Origin of the sequence: Undibacterium sp. YM2, from assembly GCF_009937975.1 — a bacterium.
Lineage (GTDB): Bacteria > Pseudomonadota > Gammaproteobacteria > Burkholderiales > Burkholderiaceae_D > Undibacterium.
The window spans coordinates 3,914,415-3,933,201 of the sequence record NZ_AP018441.1 but is presented as its reverse complement, the minus strand read 5'-3'; the positions used below and the strand labels follow the sequence as shown (position 1 = coordinate 3,933,201).

Sequence of the window (18,787 nt, the reverse complement as noted above, 5' to 3'; positions counted from 1 at the left end):
CATGATTTTCAGTCGCTGGCTTAATTAATTTGATTTATAAAAACTGACCATGCCCACACCCTCGGTCATCTCAAAGCCCATCTCGGCAGAATCGATGCTGCTGGGGGCTGTGGTGCCCGGTGGCGGTGCGACAGAGTGGTTGGCTTGCAGGATGAGTTTGGACAAGCTGTCCATGCCCAGCACGCGCGGCGATATGCTGCGGAAACATGAGCTGATGTCAGTCGGCGTCACCGTCTGGCTCATGGTGACGCTATTCGTCGTCGTGCCATCGTCGGTCTTAGTTGCATTGCCGAAGGTGTACAGGTTTTTGACCGCAGTGGCGGCAAGGCCCCTGACGGTACAGCCATTCTGGAAACAATCGATACCATAATGCAGTGCCTGTGGTGCTTCATGTATATCAACGCGATAGGCATCACCGGCAACCAGACAGATTAAGGTGTCTGATTGTGGCCCCAGTTGCTCAAGGCGCAGGATCTGCAACATGACAGGGCTTGGGTCTTTGGGGGTGCCACCGAGAGGATAGACATTTACGCCCATACTCGGGTAATCGAGTACCAGTGAAGAGCGCAGGACAAAGCCGCTGATGACTGTGGGATTGTTCTCGCTGAGTTTTACCGTAGTACCAAAGGCCTTGGCCCTGACTTGTGAAGCCGTTCCCTTGACCTGGCTGGTCACCTCGGGCAAGACAGCAGATTGCAGATTCATCTCTGGCGTATCAACCTGTGTGGTCAGGTTGCGGCCTATGCTCATGGCACCGTCAGTCAGTGCAGAAATCCAGTTACTGTCGAGATAGAAAAAGCGCAGGGATTCTGGTGGCAGCATGTTTTCATCTGGCACCAGGTAATTGAAGGGCACGCCATGCAGCAGTGCCAGGTTGGCCAGCCAATCCACCAGCACTTGTGGCATGGCAGGATTGGTCAGATTTGCCTGCACATTGGCGGGACTGGAATACGCAGTCTGCAGGTTGCTGATCAGCGATGAGCGCTTATAGACGGATTTCATATTAACTCTCAGGATTGAGTGACATGATGGTGCGCTTTAGCAGCGAATTTGAACCATGCGGTGCCGGTGCGCCGACGATGAGTTTCATTTGCTTCGCTTGCGGTGCCAGGTCCAGCGAAGCACCCAGGCTTTGTTCCAGCATCTGGTCTTCGACAGATTGTTGTACCTGCATTTCCAGGTCACGCTTCCAGGTGTAATAGGCCGTTGAAAACGAAGTATCCTGCAAGGCCACCATGCGGCCTATGGTCCACGCGGCGGCATAAGAGGTATCCAGCAAACCCGTGGTCGGATCAAAGATGGTGGCAGCATCGGGCGAGGCTATTGGCACCTGCAACCATGACTGCGTGACCTGATAAGGTGTCAGCGGGCCACGATACCAGGACACCGTCTGGCCGGAAGTGCGCAGGGTTTCATTGAGCGGCACATAGCCCATATTCAGCGCGCCGCGCACTACCGCATTGCTGCCCTGATAGGGCAGGCGCAGATTGGTATTGGTGGCGGCTGGTGGCGGTTGTTTTTTCGGGTCATCAATGACGCGATCATTCAGGCTCAGCAACTGATGGACAAAGGTCGCTGGCTGACCAGTGCTGAAGAAAGTCCAGTTGCTGAGTACTGCCAACCTCAGCGACAAGTTGCCATTGTAAGTGTTGCCCGCCGGTGCACCACCACTGCTGGTGCTGGGCAAAAAGTTTTCCAATTCTTCGAGTGACACCAGGAAGGCCACAGTCTTCTTGCCGGTAGCAGGCAGGCGGTTGCCAAAAGCGACGGAGAATGAACCGGTAGGCTCACCTGGGTCTGGCGTATTGGTCGTGGTTGGCTGGTTGATCAGGCTGACTACACGACCATGCGCCATCTGCTTCAAGTCATCGACACTGGGTGCGATCTTCCAGAACAGGCTTAGCGGCACATCAATGGTCTGGATCGCATCGGTCAATGTCTCACCAGGCTCCAGTCCCAGTATGTTGGTGGCCCCATTGAAATAGGAATAATTGCTACCCAGGCTGCTGTTCGTGCCGGACGGCAGGGCAGCCTGCGGGAACAGGTCGGCCACACTGCGGGTTGCAGCAGTCAGGTTCAGGCTCAGACTTTCAGCAGCACAGGCGCCGACATCATCTTCATCCAGCAGCATGACCCACAGCCAGGTCGGCACGTCGGCATCGGTATCTGTGCCTGCCTCTGGCGGCGAATACGGAAGTTTATTGGTCGGGTAACGCACCCAGGGGAAAGTTTTTTGCGAAAACACCACATGTGGCAAGACATTGCTGAACTCACCCGAGGCATTATCCGAGGGGAAGACGGAGCTGATCACATTGCCTGGCTGCGAAATCGCAAAGCGGTCTGCCGTTACCGCAAAGGTATAGCTATTGCTATAGTCTGCGCCGCTGACAGCATTACCTGCATTGTCGAGTATGTTTTGCCTTACCTTTAACTGATAACCGCCAGCATCCAGGCCTGGTAAAAAATGCTGGATAAAGGATACCTGCTGGTTCAGCAAATAGGTTTCATCGTCATTGACAGCCATGTTGATCCACACCTTCAGAAAAAATATTCATCTATGCATTATTTGTTGCGCTTTTCCGTACAAGCTGCAATTGCCAGGCTGCGATTGCTAGGCCGCTATTGCTTCCCCCAGCACACCCACCAGTGGCCAGTCAGTCAGGGCTTCTGTCGTGGCCATGGCTGTCAGGTTCAGTTGCGCGGGCGTGTAGGTGCCAAAGCCATTGGCTGTCAGGTCATCCAGCACGGTATTGCGCTGGCTGCTGACCCAGTTATTCGTCAGCGAGCTGAGTACATAATTCTGGTTCGTCAGCGCTTGCGTGCTGGCTCCTGTGACATTGATCTGCAATTCTTCTGCCGGGCTGGTGATGGTCGAGGTCACCGTGTAATTCTGGTCAGACTGCTGTGAGGTATAGCTGAAAGTAGTCTGGTTTCCTGCCGTAAAAATCAGCTGTATCAATGGCACATTGTTGACTGTCAGCGGGTTGCGCGGCAGGGCTGTGATATTGAAACCCATCAGTGTATTTTGCAGCAGGGCCGCGGCATTGGCATCCTTGCTGGCATTCGGGTCACCCCACAATGCGGTATTCGAGTTACCCAATACAGGCTGGATTTGCACTTCATTGATGTAGTCATTGAAGTTGCCATTATTATCTGCTTTGGTCAGCGTGATGGTATGTATGGTCTGCACGCCCGACAGCTTCATGGGTTTGACGCTGATCGTCGGATTCCATATCTGTGTGCTGGAGTAAGACTCACTGGCTGCCACCAGATGTGGCAGGGCTGTAGTGCTGGCAATGGGCAAGACATTTGGTATCGTCGTTGTCGTACTGCTGCCGGTGCTCCAGCGTGCTACGTTCGACGGTATGGTTGATGCAGTCATCAACTGGAACTGATTAGGATCGACGATCCAGTCCCAGGTGCGGCCTTCGGCATCGACAATGTCCTGTTGCAACAAACCTACGGCGACAGATGCAGAGGCATTGGTGTCGGTGCTGGCATTTGCGCTGGCGGTGCTGAGCTTGGCAGTCTTTGCCATGCTGGCAGACTTTTGCATGCTCAGCATATTCATGCTACGGGCGGATACCGACTTGGCTGAGTTCGATGAAGTTGTACCGCTGCCAGGCAAGAAGTTGTCCGCCACATTTTGCCAACTGACAGGAGCAGGGTTGGGTGCAGAAGAACCGAAGCTGATGGTGAAGCTGACGATGTCGAGATCAACTTCGGCACGGCCACCAAATGACGGGCCCCATACCTGCAGATTCGCGCCCACACTGACACGTATCGTGAACAGGCCAAGATCAACTGAGCAACCGACATTGACATAGGCATCTGCCCGGTAGACAAAGGGAGCCCAGGCAATCAAAAAGTCCATGCCGCAATTGAACCAGGCCTTGATGGAGCCCAGCGAGAAGGTTGCAGAAAATTGCATGCCCGCCATGAACATCGCCGGTGTCAGGGCCAGGTAAGACGAGCCCGAAGCCTGGAAGGGCCCCAGTGCAAAACCCATTTGCATGCGTGGCACGGCAGGGTACCAGGCCGGTTTGGAATAGGCGCTGTTATAGCCGCCGACCGTGACAACGAAATCACCCTTGTGCGCACCACTGAACCAGATATTGAAGGCAAAGCCACCACTGATCTTGACGAAGTCGCCATACAGGTAAGAAGCAGGTGTGATCACACCTGCGACCGCCAGTGCACCACTGTCTGGAGTGAACGAGGCGACGATATCAATCTCAATATAAGCAAGCGGGCTGCTGGCTCCCTTGGGCAAAGTGATGGAGCAGGAACCCAGCAAACCTATCTGGGTGCTGACGCCAAACGATACCGTGACCAGGGCAAAGGCCGACACCATATTGAAAGACGTGAACTGTATGCCAGCCGCCACCCAGTACTGACCAGGCTGGTTGGTCACAACGGGATTGGTGCCACTGGCCAGTTGCGTCAGCACACTGCTGAAGGCAGCACCTGCATTCGATGGTTGTGCCGGTGCCTTGCCTGGCAACAGCAGGTAGCCGGGCAGGGTTGCGATGGTCGGCAGGTTCAACGCATAGTTGACACCAAAACCAAAGGCCAGGCCGGATACATACAGGAAGGGAGGGCCACCCAAAGGCACCTGCAGGTTCGCATAGATGAAGAAGGATGCCGGATTATTATTCTGCGCCGGGGCATAACCCCCTATGGCCTTGAAGCCATAACTGGCAACCTGCACGACGACTTCACCAAAATAATTTGTGATGTCGTTCTGTTTGACTTTCAGGAAAGCACCACCCAGCCTGAGATTGCCGCGCTGGAAATCCATCGCCAGACCATCAAGATCGAAGCTGACAGTGTCACCCGCTGGCATGCCGGGCAGTGGCAGAGGGAAGGTGATGGACAGGCCTTGCAAGTCCAGCGAAAAACCACCCATGGAAAATCCGGCGGACAGGCCAAACGTCGCTTCACCGCTTTTATAGTTCAGGCCGATTTTTTGCAGGTCAACCGGGCCAAAAGTCTTGTTGATATTGATCCAGTTGATAGGGCTGGCTGGCGGGCTGGCTTTGACGCTGCCGCTACCACTACCCTGGTAATAAGTGGCTGGCGCAGTAGAAACCGGGGCAGCAGGCAAGGCCATGGGCAAGGAGAAATTGCTGACAGCAGTATTGCTACCCTCCCGCAAAAGACCTGCAGTGAATGCAAACCCTCTTTTATTCAGATTGAATGTAGTCTGGTCACCTTTCGTATCTATCGCATAGGTGTTGCTTTCACGCGAGGCCGGTGAACCTGCTGGCTTTAATGGATTACTGCTTTTTGATACCTGGGGGATATTGAAGCTGACAGGCTTGCCATTATTTTGCGCCGGGTCGGCATTGGTATAGCTGAATCCCAGATGTTGCAATGTGTATTCATTGAACACCGGTATGCTGCCAACCAGTGGCAAATCCTTGAATGCCAGGTTGCTGTCTATCGAAGCACCGACCACATAGTTGCTGGTAGTGGAACCGCTGGTCAGGATAGTGTCGGCATAAAAGCTGAAGCCAAATTTCTCGGTGCTGTCGCCATTCTGGTAGATCAGTTCAAACTTGGCCGCTATCCCCATTTCTGTGGTCGTTGCACCAGTGACAGGCTTGGTATAGGTAATTTGCCCAGCGACATAGTCGATGATCGCTTCCAGGTTCAGTTCTGGTGGGAATTGCACATCAACGCCAAACTGCTGACCGATATAGCTCATGAACTTGCCTATATCAATCGTGGCATCCTGCACCGAACCACTGAAGGTGTAAACAGATCCGCTCGATTTGCTTTCCACTTCCGCGCTCAGGGAAACAGGAACAGACCCGATTTGCAGGTTCAGGCCGAGGGTGAGGTCTATGGCAGTATTGGACATGGCGGCGCAGAGTTTGGATTGTTCAGGATTGACTGGAGGCAGAAAAAGAAATCGCCAGACTCTCTATCTTGAGCCAGCTCGACAAGACAGGCGGCAGGGCTATCAGACCGACGTCAGGATTGGAGCCTTCTACATCAAGATTGAAAGAAAACAGGAATTCCTTGGTCGTCGAATTGAGGCTGAATTCATAGATGTTGACCAGCGTCTGGTTGCTGGCATTGAAATTGGCCGGGTTCATGCCAGGAAAAGCCTGGCTGATCAGGGCCATGCCAGGATTGCTGGAAACATCACCGCCGCCGAGTTTGGTATTGATGAAGTTGATCACATCACCAAGATAGATCGTGACGGGTGGGTCAAAGGGTTCGCGGTCGAGTTTGAATAAAAAGCCGTTGCTGGCACCTTCCTGTGAATCGCTCTGGCCCAGCACAATTTCTGAGGCCAGCGGCACATCCTGTTCTCCTATAACCAGGGTAGTTTTGAAATTGATGGTAGTCCCACTCTTAGGGCTGCCGCCATCGTTTTCAACAGGGGATTGTTCTATATTCATTGGCAACTCACTTGACATAAGCAACAGCGATACTGAAATCCTTGACGCCAAAACTGTCGCTGAGCAGTCCAAGGTAAGAGCCGCCGTTAGCAGTGGCATTCATGGCAATTTCGACAGAAAATTCACTGATCGTTCCTGTGGAAGTATCGGCCACGGTGGCAAAGTCAAATGTTTCCAAAGTCAGTTGATTCGATATGCCGGTGTTGAAGCTGCCGTCACTCATGAGGTCACAAAGTATTTGCGACACTGGCAGGTTTTGTGGATTGTCAAGGGTGCCAGTCACAGAAAAAGTGGGGTCGGATCTGGTCGGCATCTGCATCGCCAGATCATAGCTAAAATCCGGCGGCACACTGGGCGGGCTGGTCTGCTTATCGTAAGGATAAAGCGCAATGGTGCCGTTGAGCCCCCAGGTCGGTGTCGGGTTGCTGAGTGGATTGCTGACACTGATCCAGATCGCCAGCGGGTTCAGGAATAGCGCATTCGGATACAGCGGTATATTGACTATGCCTATCGAGGTCGAGACATTATTGACACTGATACTCAGGGATGGTGACGTCTTCACATACAGCGACAATTCCAGAGACAGGAGGTTCAAGGTTGTGCTGGCCGGGTTGTAGTAATTCGTTGGCAGCGTGGTTGGAAACATGCTGGAAAACTGCGCGCCCGGCACCAGGAAATTCAGGTCGCTCAAACCGATGCCAAAGTTGTCGAACGTGGCGCTCATGGTGAACAGGCCATTACTCATCGGTATCTGTGTGGTCACATTCCCGCTGCCACTGCCTATCTTGACGGTGGTATTCAGATTGAACTGGTCCGTGGTCGGGTCATCATCGACGGTGGCGGATTGTGGCGTAGTGTTCTTGATGGTCAGGCTGGCCGCCTGCATGAGCTGACCACCGATGACGGGAATGCAGGCTGCCAGTGCGCTTAGTATCGCTGCATTATTGCTCGACGTCAGCTCAATACTGAGCACATTGTTGGTGGTCGTGACTGTGCCCGTCATCGGCACCGTCGTCATGCCAAGCATTTTTGACAGCACAGTCATGGCCTTGCCAGTCGCCTGCAAATCCAGGTTGGCACTGAAATTCGTTCCGCTGATCGGTGAGCCTGACGGTACGTCAAATACCAGCACACTGAGTATGGAATTACTCAGTGCCGGGTAAGTGCTGCCATAGACATCGGTAAATTTCCAGTAAGCCATGAAGTATGCCCCTGCTAATATTTAATTTATATGACGTTGAATTCGATGATGACTGGCAAGTGATCCGATACCGCGTTAAATGCATTCAACACTGCACGCCCTCTAGCTGGATACAAGTCATTCGGCGGGTCAAAGGTATTGTCCTTGGCTTCACCTATCAGGTCGGCGACTTCCTCATCGCCTACAACAAGCTGCGGTATCGGCCAGAAAATATTGTTGTCGTAAGCCGCATTCAGATAGGCGGCTTGCCCCGCCTGTGTTGTATCAAGGCGCCGCCTGACGCTGGAGAGTGAATTGTTGGGCAGGTCGGTACCAAAATTGGGCAGATTACTAAATGGCCTGACGGTAACGCCATTCCCGTTCACATAGCTGTCGCTTGGCTGGCAATTGAAATCCCCTAGGAAAAAGGTATTCTGTACCGCTGCGGACGGCGTATTGATCAGCCGTCTGCAAAAATCAATCGGAGGACGCATCCTGACTGCCGCACCGCCACTGGGTGGCGGATCATGAATGCCGGAAAAGCGCATGGTTGTCAGCGGATTTGATACCAGGCTGAAGGTGGCGACCAGCGGGGTTCTGCCTGGCAGGTAAGTATTGCTGACGGAGTCCCTTTCTACAGCAATACCTGTTGGAGTCAGGACACGCGTGTTGTAGATAAAACCAACAGTTTCATGTTGACCTGTGATCAATGGCGTGACATACGCATAAGTGTATTCTTGCGGGTCATGATTCATGGCAGTGACTGCTGCATTCATCGCGTCGCGCAGCGCAACCAGGGTAGGCAGGCAGTTGCCTGATACAGCGCCGCCCTTGGCAGATCCGCCGGTTTTCAATTCGATGACGACAAACAGGTCAACTGGAAAGGCAGAAACGACGCCTTCCCATTGTTCTGCCCCCATGACAACATTGGTGACAAAATCAAGAACGGTGTTTCCCATGCCATAAGACTGAAAAAGAGGCTGGAAAGCGTTCGCTTTTGTCAGCTTGTTGAGACTGACATTTTTCAGATTCCAGGAAATTACCTTCATCGCTCATCTGCCTATGGTTATGTAAGCTCAAAAAACAATAAAATTCCTACTGCTGTGCCGCTTGCCTCTGTCCGTCCTTATACCTGCCTTGTTGCTTGTTCGCACGAGTTTCCCCTTCACCCTTTTTCAAGGGTGAAAAACTTGCTTGAATTTCCTGTGGGGAAATGTTTCAGGTGCTAATAAAAACACAACAAATCATGGATTAGAAAAATAGCATCTACATACAAATTAATCAACTAAATTTACAATTCTGGCAAAAATATTAAACATTAATGTCTTTTTGTACATCCATAGTCAAAATCTGCACCGGATAAATGCAGTGCTTTCCCGGGATCGCCCGCAAAATCCGGCGCAAGCGTGGCAGACTTCCGTACAATGTCGCTTTGTTTTTGCCAAAAAGAAGAATAAGCATGTCCATACAATGGTTCCCCGGCCACATGAACGCCGCCCGCAAGAAGGCGGCGGAAACCATGGAAAACACCGACCTGGTAATAGAAGTGCAGGATGCCCGCATTCCACAAGCCTCTTGCAATCCCATGGTGGAGTCGCTGCGTACCTTCCGCCAGCGTCCTTGTCTGAAGATATTGAACAAGGCCGACCTGGCTGACCCGAATGCCACCAAGGCCTGGCTGGATTTCTACAATGCCCAGAAGGGCGTGTTCGCCGTCGCCCTGAGTTGTAAAAAACCGTCTGATGTCGCCAAAGTGCCTGGCCTGGCTTTGAAACTGGCCCCGCATCGTGGCGTGCCGACCAAACCGCTGCGCATGATGATCATGGGCATACCCAATGTCGGTAAATCGACCTTGATGAATGCCTTGCTCAAGAAACGTGTTGCCAATGTCGGTGACGAGCCCGCCGTGACCAAGACCCAGCAGCGTTTGTACCTGGGTAAGAACATGATTTTGACCGACACCCCGGCATGCTGTGGCCCAAGATAGAACATCCTACTGACGGTCTGATGCTGGCAGCCAGCCATGCCGTCGGCGTGAATGCGCTGATTGAGGAAGAAATCGCGACTTTCCTGGCTGAGCAATTGCTGATTCATTATCCAAAATTTATCACTGCGCGTTATGGCTTTCCGGTCGAAGGTATCGATGCTGTCTCCGTCATAGAAGGCGTGGCAAAAAAACGCGGCTACAAGCTCAAAGGCGGTGACTGGGATTATGAAAAAGCATCACATACCCTGTTGCTTGATTACCGCAGCGGCGCCCTGGGCCGCGTGAGCCTGGAAACCCCGGCCAGCCGCGAGCATTTGCTGGCAACCTATGTGCCACCAGTCTTGCTGGGTCAGGGCAAGAGTGTGCAGACTGGCATGGAGCCAGAACAGGAAGATGCAGAATGAATGTTGCCGCAGACAATCCCTTTGTACTGCGTAGTGACGCTGCGGGTGTCAGCACCCTGACACTGAACCGTGGTGAACGTTTCAACCCCCTGTCAGAAGAAATGCTGGCAGCCCTGCAGGCTGAGTTCAAGGCCATCGCAATTGATGAAAGTGTGCGGGTAGTAGTGCTGGCTGCTGCTGGCAAGGCATTTTGTGCTGGCCATGACCTGAAGCAAATGCAGGCCCATCCATCTGAAGATTATTACAAGAGCTTGTTCCAGCAATGCAGCAAGCTCATGCTGGCAATTCAGAAATTGCCCCAACCCGTCATCGCCCGCGTGCAGGGCTTGGCGACAGCAGCCGGCTGCCAACTGGTGGGCATGTGTGATCTGGCTGTTGCCAGTGACAATGCCAGCTTTGCCGTATCTGGCGTGAATGTCGGCCTGTTCTGTTCTACACCTGCAGTCGCCTTGTCACGCAATGTCTCACGCAAGCAGGCGATGGAAATGCTGCTGACCGGCGATTTTATCGATGCGCAAACTGCCTTGCAGCGCGGCCTCATCAATCGTGTCGTCAGTACTGATGAGCTCGATGCCTGTGTGGCAGAGCTCACGGCCAGCATCATTTCCAAGCCCGCGCTGGCGATCAGCATGGGCAAGCAGTTATTCTATAAACAGCTGGAAATGGGAGTGGAAGCCGCCTATCAACTGGCCGGGCAGACCATGGCTTGCAATATGCTGGATGAGACGGCGCAAGAAGGGGTACAGGCTTTCCTGGAAAAACGCGTACCTGATTGGAAGTAGGACGGAATCCTTATCCTATCCCGTAATTCTGGTCAGTTTTCAGGATTTGCTTTTAAAGACCGGACGTGGTCGCCAATAATCGCGCCCAGTGAACACCAGACTCCGGCAACAAAGCAGGTATACAAGACTATGTAGGTCGTGGGAAATTGACCTGGCGCGGCACCGTAGGGGTAAGTCAGGGCTGTGGTAGCTATACCCAGCAGGTAGCCGTGCATCATCGGTGATTTTTTTGCCAGGTAGCCGACCAACAATCCGGGCAAGACATATTGCAGGACTCCGCAGATAGTCATGAAAATATCATTATCCCAGAGCCCGTATCCCGTTATGCCCGAGTTCGACTGGGGTAATGAAGCATTGAGCGCGGCAATAAAGATAAAATATATTATCCCATAGGCCAATGTAGCCATGGCAATTGCATGGTTATTGGGTTTGGAAATAAAAGGGTGGAATGCCATAGGGGCAAGATTATACTCTTAGCTGCTGAAGGTTTGGGCACAATTGAGCGTGTTTTGTGCCATTCTTTAAGGGTATCGTTTGCGGCTGGTGAGCGGAAAAACGAGCGGCAATCTTATTAACGTCATTCCAGCGTGTTTTTAGCTGGAATCCACCGGGCTGGCGCTCCAGCGACGTTCGTTGCATACCGTGTAGCTTGAAATTAAATTGCCCTTCGTGGATACAAGCCGGGTCTCGGCCCGGCAGCCGAAATACTTTCTTTGCGTCGCCAAAGAAAGTATTCAAAGAAAGGCGACCCAGGCGTCGTCGCCCCTGCGGGGTTCCCGTTTGTGCAGTACAAAAAATGGGAAGATCCGAAACTCGCTTCGCTCAAACAGCGGCTCTTCTTAATCCATTTTCTGTACCGCACAAACGGCGTCGACACATGGGAACTGCAAAAGTCAAAAGCAACCCCAACGTCAAAAGCAACCCCAACGTCAAAAGCAACCCCAACGTCAAAAGCAACCCCAACGTCAAAAGCAACCCCAACGTCACTGTGACCTTGGAGAATATTCTTTGGCTTGTAGTTAATAGGGGTTGCTAGCCTCCCGAAACACCAATCCTACCCAATCACCTTACGCGCAAACGACTCCAGATAATCCATCAAACCATCCGCCGCCTTGGCAGCCTGCTCTTCATTACCTTTGGCAATCGCCTTTGCAACCAGCATATGACATCGGGCGCCTTCTTCTATGTCGCCTTCGTGCTGGAAGGCGTACCAGAAGCGGCGGCATTTGATGATCAGCGGGATCACGGCAGCGACGGCTGAAGGGTTGCGGCAGGCTTCGTGCACAACATGGTCGAGGGCCTGGTCGGCTGCCATGTAGTCGTTGAGGTCATTGCGTTTGGCGGCGACCAGCATTTTGTCGGCGCATTCTATGATGTCTTTGCGGTGCTGCGGCGTAGCGCGCCGGGCGGCGCTGGCGCCTATCAGGCGTTCGATGACGCGGCGGGTTTCTATCAGCGTCATGTGCTCGGCAGCTTCAATGTCGCTGATGATCAGGCCGCGCCTGGGCATTTGCTGTATCAGGCCGTTGGATGACATGCGCATCAGGGCTTCGCGCAGCGGGGTGCGGCCCAGGCCGGTTCTTTCTACCAGCTCAGACTCGACTACGGGTGAGCCAGGTTTTAACTGCAGCGTGACTATCATGCTTTCTATCGCATCATAGGCAACGTCTGCTGCGCGTAATTTAGGAGCGAAAGCGGGTGTTTTTTCAGGAGTAGCAAGCATCAGATATCCATGTTCTGTATTTTGTATGGATTTTACCTATTCGAGTACGAATTTTACCTTGTAAAAAGCCAGTATTATCAAATTCTGCGCGTTTTTATAAAACTTTTGCACTTTTTTGACATATGGCAATATATTCCTGCCTTCAATTTTGCCATGGACTATCCTTATTTGCTGGTGATTTACGCAGAAATCGGCACAGGAATAGATTCTAGTCTGAATTATGGTTTAAGCTCCACATTTCAAATATAATTTAAATATATTTATAAATTAAGTTAATTGCAACACAATATTTTTTCTTGTTATTCTTTTTTTTCTCTTCATTCATGGAGTTGATTAATTGACGCTGCCAGCATCCCCTTTTCCAGCACAGCAAAAACGACAGCAGATGGCCAGCCAGATGGCGAATGTTTTTTTTGCTGAAAGCCTGTTCGATGCCATGCCCGACATCGTGTTTTTTGTGAAGGACGATGAAGGGCGTTATCTGGTGGTTAATCACACCCTGGTCAGGCGCTGTGGTGTCCGGGACAAGGATGCCCTGATAGGCAAGAAGGCAGAAGAGGTGTTTCCATCCTCACTGGCAACCAGTTATGCCACACAGGATGCGCTGGTGTTGAGTGGGAAAAAAGAAATCCATGACCAGCTGGAGCTGCACCTGTACCCGAACCGCTCGCCAGGCTGGTGCCTGACGCAAAAAATCCCCTTGCGTGATACCCGCCACAACATCATAGGCATGACAGGCATCTCACGTGACCTGGCTATGCCTGACCAGCGTCATCCCGTGTATGCCAAGATTGCGGCTGCGGTAAAACACCTGCATCAAAACTATACCCAAACCATCGCCATGGCAGACCTGGTAAAGCTGACTGGTCTGTCGGTGGCGCAACTGGAGCGTAATTTCCACAAGATATTTTCCCTTACACCCCGACAGATGATGGTCAAGATACGCCTCGATGCTGCCTCATCCTTGCTGGCCGAATCACAATTGAGCATTACCGATATTGCTGTTGCCTGCGGTTATCAGGACCACAGCGCGTTTTCGCGTATCTTTAAGGCGACAGTGGGCATGACGCCCAGTGAATACCGTGAGGTAGTAGTGCGCAGCTAAATGCAAGAGAAGTTTCCTTGAGGTAACTGAATAGTCATCCTGACGACAATCTTTGGTAAAGATGTGTTTTATTCTTTGGGCAATGCTTTGCGGAAATTCTGCCTGGCATATAACCAAGACAGCTTCTGGCATCTTGCACAGAAGTAAAGAAAACACTGGAGACAATATGTTCGTAAAATTAAATCGCTGCAAAGCGATGGCTAGGCTTTTGCTCGTCAATTTGATGTTGTGCTGTAGTGTAAGTGCCTACGCAGACGGTAATGACATCGTCATCGGTCAATCAACTGCATTGACCGGCATCCTGGCTGAACTGGGAGTTGCGCATTCCACCGGTGCCAAAGCCTATTTTGATTATGTGAACTCACAGGGTGGGGTAAATGGCCGCAAGATACGCCTGATCACCCTGGATGATGCATATGACGCCAAAAAATCTCTTGCCAACGCAAAACAGCTCATAGAAAAAGAAAAAGCCGTAGCCCTGTTCGGCATGCTGGGCACACCCGCCAATACAGTCTTGCTGCCAGTGCTGGAAGAAGCCAATATCCTCAGCTTTGCCCCGGTGACCGGTGCTGATGTGGTACGCAAGCCATTTAACCGTCGCATCTTCAATATCCGCGCGGGTTACACGACAGAGACAGAAAAGATCATTGATCACCTGAACGTACGTGGCATCAAGAAGATAGGTGTGGTGGTACAGAACAATGCCTTTGGCAAGGAAGGCTTGGCTGGCATAGAACAGGCTATCGCCAAACATCAGTTGAAGTTGACGGCAACAGTCAGTATCAACAGCGATTCTTCTGACCTCGACAAGGCTGTCAGTGCCATGGAAGCGGCCGATGTACAAACCATCATCCTGATCACCGCAGGCAAGCCATCCAGTGATTTTATCCAGGCCTTCAATAAAAAGGTCAAGGGCATGCAGTATTTTGCCCTGTCGGTACTGGCGTCGCAGGCTGGTATTACAGCACTGGGCAAGGATGGCGTGGGCGTCATCATTTCCCAGGTCCTGCCTTTCCCTTACTCTGCCACGACAGCCCTGGTACGCGAATACCAGAAGGTCATGGGCAAGATGAACGTCAAGGAATATTCTTATCTGGGTATAGAAGGTTTTCTGGATGCCAAGGTGTTTGTCGAGGCTATCAAGCGCGCAGGGAAGGATGTCAACAGCGAGCGCCTGATCACGGCATTAGAGGGTATGGGACGTACAGACTTTGACGGCTTTATCGTCAACTTTGGCAAGAATAACCACCAGGGTTCTGATTATGCAGAGCTGACTGTAGTGTCCAAAGATGGGCGGTTTTTGCGTTAATACTTTGCATTGCATGATGTAGCAGCCTGATCCGGGTATTTGCCGGAATCAGGCTGCACATACATTTATTGGCGTATGCCCCAGACAAAGGGGTCGCGTTCATCCAGTAGTAACTGTGCTTCTGCATTCACAAAAGCGCTGCCTCGCAAGCTGGGCAAAACCTTGCCATCTGCCGCGTGACGATAGCTGGCTTCAAACACGCTGCCCAGTATGCTTTCTTGTCGCCAGACCTGGCCTTCCTTGAGTTTTTCATCCGTTGCCAGGCAGGCCAGCTTGGCACTGGTGCCTGTGCCGCAGGGGGACCTGTCATAAGCTTTGCCGGGGCAGAGCACAAAGTTCTGGCTATGGTTGTCTGTTGAAAGTGGTGGGCCAAATAACTCGACATGATCGATCAGTGCACCGTTTTCACCGGTAATGCCCTGGGTTTCCAGTGCCTGTCTGACGCGCCAGCTAAAGTCTGTCAGTTGTTCTACATTTGACAGGCGCAGGTCTTGCCCGTGCTGGTTGATCAAAAAGAACCAGTTGCCGCCCCATGCAATGTCGCCGCTGATCTGCCCATGTCCGGCTACATCGATCTGCACCGCGTGGCGGTAACGGTAGGCAGGTACATTGTGCACGGTCACGGTGTTGTCGGCATGCAGCTCTGCCTCGACGATGCCGACCGGTGTTTCTATCCTGTGCTTGCCTGCCTTGACCTTGCCCTGATAGGCGAGGGTGACTATAAAGCCTATCATGCCGTGGCCGCACATACCCAGATAACCGACATTATTGAAAAATATCACCCCAGCCGTACAGGACGGGTCATGTGGTGCACACGCCAGTGCGCCGACGATGACATCTGAGCCACGTGGTTCACAGACGGTGGCTGAACGGTAGTGATCAAATTGATCACGAAATACTTGCAGGCGGGTAGCCAGGTCACCTGTTCCCAGATCAGGGCCGCCATCAACAATAATCCGGGTAGGTTCACCACCGGTATGCGAATCAATGACTGAGATTTTTTTCATGTTTTTTGCCAGTATGGGATGAGTTTGCTGAATCAGGGTTTCCATGCAGAATAAAACCTGATTCATGAGAAAATGATTAGTTACGTCAGCTTAGGCAAAACAGCTGTATCTGTCTTGACACAAATTCAGCAGACGGACGACGAAATCAGCATAGTCATGTTGGCAATATGATCCCGGAACCAGAAGTCAGGCGTATTAATCGACCTTGCCGGTATTCGCCAGATTCTTGTAGCGGGTGATCTGTTCACCCAGCATGACATTCACCATCGGTGCCATTTTTTCAAAACCACCTGCCATATAACCACCTACGCTATAACTCAGTACCAGCTTGCTCATTGGCTGGCCCGCTTCAGCCGGTTTTTGCGGGATGAAATCCCAGCTCATGCTGCCAGCCAGACCATGCGCCTGCATGGGGCCGAGTGCGCCTGTCATGCGCAAGGCTTTGCCAGGTGCTGCATGTACCACGCTCATGTGTTGTACGCCACCACCATGCGGGTATTTCTCACAAAAGCAGCCACCAGGCCTGGCGTCTATGCTCAGGTTTTTGGGATTGAGGGTATAAGTATGCGAAGGATTCCACCAGCCACTGACATTCACCAGCAATTCGTAGGCTTCTTCAGGGGTATATTCAACAGCACTTCGTGACGTATCTGGAAACCATTGCTACTTATATTGATAACTTCTGCCAGCGCTGGGCTAGCCAGGCAGAGCAGGGCAGAGGCGGTGAGGATGCGAAAGCGAGGGGTCATGTTTTGCTCCTGTTTGGTGGGCCATCAAATTCAAATCGTGAATTTCTGATGCTGAAGCACTTTTTTGATGCATACAGATGGTAAAGTACGTTTCGCATTTTGACCATGCGATAATCTTCAGCCATGAGAGAAAATCGAACCTGTTGCATGAATCTGTATCCAGCCCACACTGAAAATGCCATGCCCAAAGAGATCAAGCAGCGCCTGATTGGCGGTTTGCTCATTTCTCTCGCCATACATATATTTATTTTGTGTTTGCAGTTTGGCTTGCCTGGCCTGGGTATGCCCGGCGTGGAAGCGCCGTGGAACAAGCGCAGGGCAGAGTCACCACAACTCACGGTACAGATTGCCAATTCAACACCAGCTAATAATGACAAACCTGTCGCTGCCAGCGCTGCGGCTGAGTCGTCGGCACCAGTAGTGCCCATGACGCCAGTAACACCTCTCACCCCCAAGTCTGATCCTGCCCCCGCATCCACTGTTGCTGCAGTCAGCGTGAAAGACAGCGGTGCGACGGCAAAAACCGAGAGCAAGGCAGCCACTTCTGGGATACGCCTGGTTGCACCACAAAAAGCAGCACCTGCTCCCGCGCCGGTACAGACCAAAGTTGCCAGCAAGCCGCGCGCTCCCCAAAAAAACAAAGCCAACACGGCACCACCCCAGGCCCAGCAGCGCAAAGTCATGGCACCAGATGTGGCCCGTGTGATCACCCAGGATATAGCCCGTGAAGAAACCTTTGCCATGGCTGTGCCCAATCCTGACGACCTGCCCAAAAAGCCAGATGCAGAACCCGACCCAAAAAAGCAATATGACAATGTAGCGCAAGAAGGCGTGGAGCAGGAAACACCGCAAGAAAAAGCTGCCAAAGAACAGGCAAGAGAACAAAAACGCAAGAAGCGTGAAGAACAGATGCGCAAGCAAGCCGACGAACTGGCGCAGCAAAGCGATGCCAATGGCAAGGCAGAACTCCAGCAATTGAGCAAACAATTCGACGAAGAAAACCGCAAACTCGCCGATGAAGCCAGCCGCAAGGCGGCAGCCGCACTGGCCCTGCAAAAACAACTGGAAGCCGAAGAACAAAACCGCCGCGCCCAACGCGAAGCAGCCCAGGCTGAAGAAGTCAAACTGGCAGAGCAAAAACGCCAGGACGACAATAAGCGCCAGGAAGAAGAAAGACAGCAAAAATCCCAGCAACTGGCCCAGGCACAGAAAGAACAGCAGCAAGCCAAAGAGCAACAGCAACTGAAAGAAAAAGAACAGCAAATCGCGCTGGAAGCGGAAAAACGCAAGCAAGAAGAACAGCGTCAGCAAGCAGCGGTACGTCAGAAACAACAAGAAGAGCAAGTCGCCAGACAAAAGCAGGATGAACAATTAGCGAAACAAAAAGCCGAAGAGCTGGCTGCAAAACAAAAAGCAGACGAACAGCGTGTTCAGGCCCAAGCTCAGGCACAAGCACAAGCACAAGCACAGGCTGCTGCCGCTGCCAAAGCTGCTGCACAGGTCGCCGCCAATAACCAGTCTGCAAACACGGGCATCAATCCTGGTCCCAATACCGGGCAGCAAAACAATGGCTCTGCCACCACGCCGGGCAATGGCAGCAATCAGGGGAATAAATCTGACCCGTTCAGCCTGCCTAAAAATATCACCGGTGGTGACCTGGCAAGCCGGGCCAGGGACCAGGCACGCGGGCTCGACATCCTGCGTGGCACGCCGCCTTTGCCACGCAATGACACAGAAGAAAAACCGCGTCGCCGCAGCCTGTTTGGCAGCCAGGACAAAGATGTTCCTCTGCGTCTGTATATCGATAGCTGGAAGCAGAAAATCGAGCGCAATGGCAATCTGAATTATTCGCAGATTTCCAAAGACAGGGCGCGTGGTGACCCTGTCGTGGTGGTTTCCATACGCAGTGACGGTAGCGTCGAAGAAATCACTATCTTGCGTTCCAGCGGACGTGCCGACATCGATGAGGCAGTACGCCGTATCGTCCGCGTGAATGCCAAATACGCTGCCTTCCCACCGAATATCGCGGCGCAATATGACGTCATAGAAATACGCCGTATCTGGAATTTTGACGACAATCTGAGATTGATCGAAGAGCTGCGCTAGTTGTGTGAAGTATTCTGCTGGC

Annotated in this window: 15 protein-coding genes and 1 pseudogene; 5 read left to right on the top strand and 11 right to left on the bottom strand. The window is 52.2% G+C overall.

What is annotated here, in order from left to right:
- Nucleotides 1-24: 24 nt before the first annotated feature.
- The 6 genes from UNDYM_RS17720 to UNDYM_RS17695 all read right to left on the bottom strand — a co-directional run bounded on the left by UNDYM_RS17720 (nt 25) and on the right by UNDYM_RS17695 (nt 8,552).
- Complete coding sequence (locus UNDYM_RS17720) at nt 25-1,002, bottom strand: hypothetical protein (RefSeq protein ID WP_162042213.1); 978 nt, start codon at nt 1,000-1,002, stop codon at nt 25-27.
- 1 nt (nt 1,003) lies between these two features.
- Nucleotides 1,004-2,524 carry a hypothetical protein gene (locus tag UNDYM_RS17715; protein ID WP_162042212.1) on the bottom strand — a complete coding sequence of 507 codons (1,521 nt, stop codon included), beginning with the start codon at nt 2,522-2,524 and terminating at the stop codon, nt 1,004-1,006.
- Nucleotides 2,525-2,611: 87 nt separating this feature from the next.
- A complete protein-coding gene (locus UNDYM_RS17710) occupies nt 2,612-5,866 on the bottom strand; it encodes a DUF6603 domain-containing protein (protein ID WP_162042211.1) in 3,255 nt (1,084 codons plus the stop codon).
- Nucleotides 5,867-5,888: 22 nt separating this feature from the next.
- Nucleotides 5,889-6,413, bottom strand: coding sequence for a hypothetical protein (locus tag UNDYM_RS17705; protein ID WP_162042210.1), 525 nt, complete (start codon nt 6,411-6,413; stop codon nt 5,889-5,891).
- Between the two features lie 7 nt (nt 6,414-6,420).
- Complete coding sequence (locus UNDYM_RS17700; protein ID WP_162042209.1) at nt 6,421-7,614, bottom strand: hypothetical protein; 1,194 nt, start codon at nt 7,612-7,614, stop codon at nt 6,421-6,423.
- Between the two features lie 26 nt (nt 7,615-7,640).
- Nucleotides 7,641-8,552: a hypothetical protein gene (locus tag UNDYM_RS17695; protein ID WP_162042208.1), complete on the bottom strand. Its 912-nt coding sequence runs from the start codon at nt 8,550-8,552 to the stop codon at nt 7,641-7,643.
- 500 nt (nt 8,553-9,052) lie between these two features.
- On the opposite strand from UNDYM_RS17695, the pseudogene ylqF reads away from it, so the two are divergent.
- Nucleotides 9,053-9,984: pseudogene (gene ylqF, locus UNDYM_RS17690) on the top strand (ribosome biogenesis GTPase YlqF).
- Entirely contained in the window at nt 9,981-10,766 is a 786-nt protein-coding gene (locus UNDYM_RS17685; protein ID WP_162042207.1) for an enoyl-CoA hydratase, read from the top strand. Before ylqF ends, UNDYM_RS17685 begins: the two are co-directional and overlap by 4 nt.
- A gap of 32 nt (nt 10,767-10,798) precedes the next feature.
- On the opposite strand, the gene UNDYM_RS17680 is transcribed toward UNDYM_RS17685, so the two are convergent.
- Nucleotides 10,799-11,056 (bottom strand): hypothetical protein, encoded by a 258-nt coding sequence (locus UNDYM_RS17680; RefSeq protein ID WP_162042206.1) that lies wholly within the window; start codon nt 11,054-11,056, stop codon nt 10,799-10,801.
- A 764-nt stretch (nt 11,057-11,820) separates the two neighbouring features.
- Nucleotides 11,821-12,489, bottom strand: coding sequence for a GntR family transcriptional regulator (locus UNDYM_RS17675; RefSeq protein ID WP_162042205.1), 669 nt, complete (start codon nt 12,487-12,489; stop codon nt 11,821-11,823).
- Nucleotides 12,490-12,826: 337 nt separating this feature from the next.
- On the opposite strand from UNDYM_RS17675, the gene UNDYM_RS17670 reads away from it, so the two are divergent.
- Both UNDYM_RS17670 and UNDYM_RS17665 read left to right on the top strand, forming a co-directional pair.
- On the top strand, nt 12,827-13,594 hold the full coding sequence (locus UNDYM_RS17670) for an AraC family transcriptional regulator (protein WP_232063533.1): 768 nt from the start codon (nt 12,827-12,829) through the stop codon (nt 13,592-13,594).
- A 166-nt stretch (nt 13,595-13,760) separates the two neighbouring features.
- A complete protein-coding gene (locus UNDYM_RS17665; protein ID WP_162042204.1) occupies nt 13,761-14,903 on the top strand; it encodes an ABC transporter substrate-binding protein in 1,143 nt (380 codons plus the stop codon).
- 65 nt (nt 14,904-14,968) lie between these two features.
- On the opposite strand, the gene UNDYM_RS17660 is transcribed toward UNDYM_RS17665, so the two are convergent.
- The 3 genes from UNDYM_RS17660 to UNDYM_RS17650 form a co-directional block, all read right to left on the bottom strand.
- Nucleotides 14,969-15,910: a 4-hydroxyproline epimerase gene (locus UNDYM_RS17660; RefSeq protein WP_162044683.1), complete on the bottom strand. Its 942-nt coding sequence runs from the start codon at nt 15,908-15,910 to the stop codon at nt 14,969-14,971.
- A 195-nt stretch (nt 15,911-16,105) separates the two neighbouring features.
- Entirely contained in the window at nt 16,106-16,513 is a 408-nt protein-coding gene (locus tag UNDYM_RS17655; RefSeq protein WP_162042203.1) for an ATPase, read from the bottom strand.
- Nucleotides 16,504-16,659, bottom strand: coding sequence for a hypothetical protein (locus UNDYM_RS17650; RefSeq protein WP_162042202.1), 156 nt, complete (start codon nt 16,657-16,659; stop codon nt 16,504-16,506). Before UNDYM_RS17650 ends, UNDYM_RS17655 begins: the two co-directional genes overlap by 10 nt.
- A 147-nt stretch (nt 16,660-16,806) precedes the next feature.
- Between UNDYM_RS17650 and UNDYM_RS17645 the strand changes: the two genes are divergently transcribed.
- The gene (locus UNDYM_RS17645; RefSeq protein WP_162042201.1) at nt 16,807-18,765 is read left to right on the top strand and encodes a TonB family protein; all 1,959 of its coding nucleotides are present in this window, start codon (nt 16,807-16,809) and stop codon (nt 18,763-18,765) included.
- Nucleotides 18,766-18,787 lie beyond the last annotated feature (22 nt).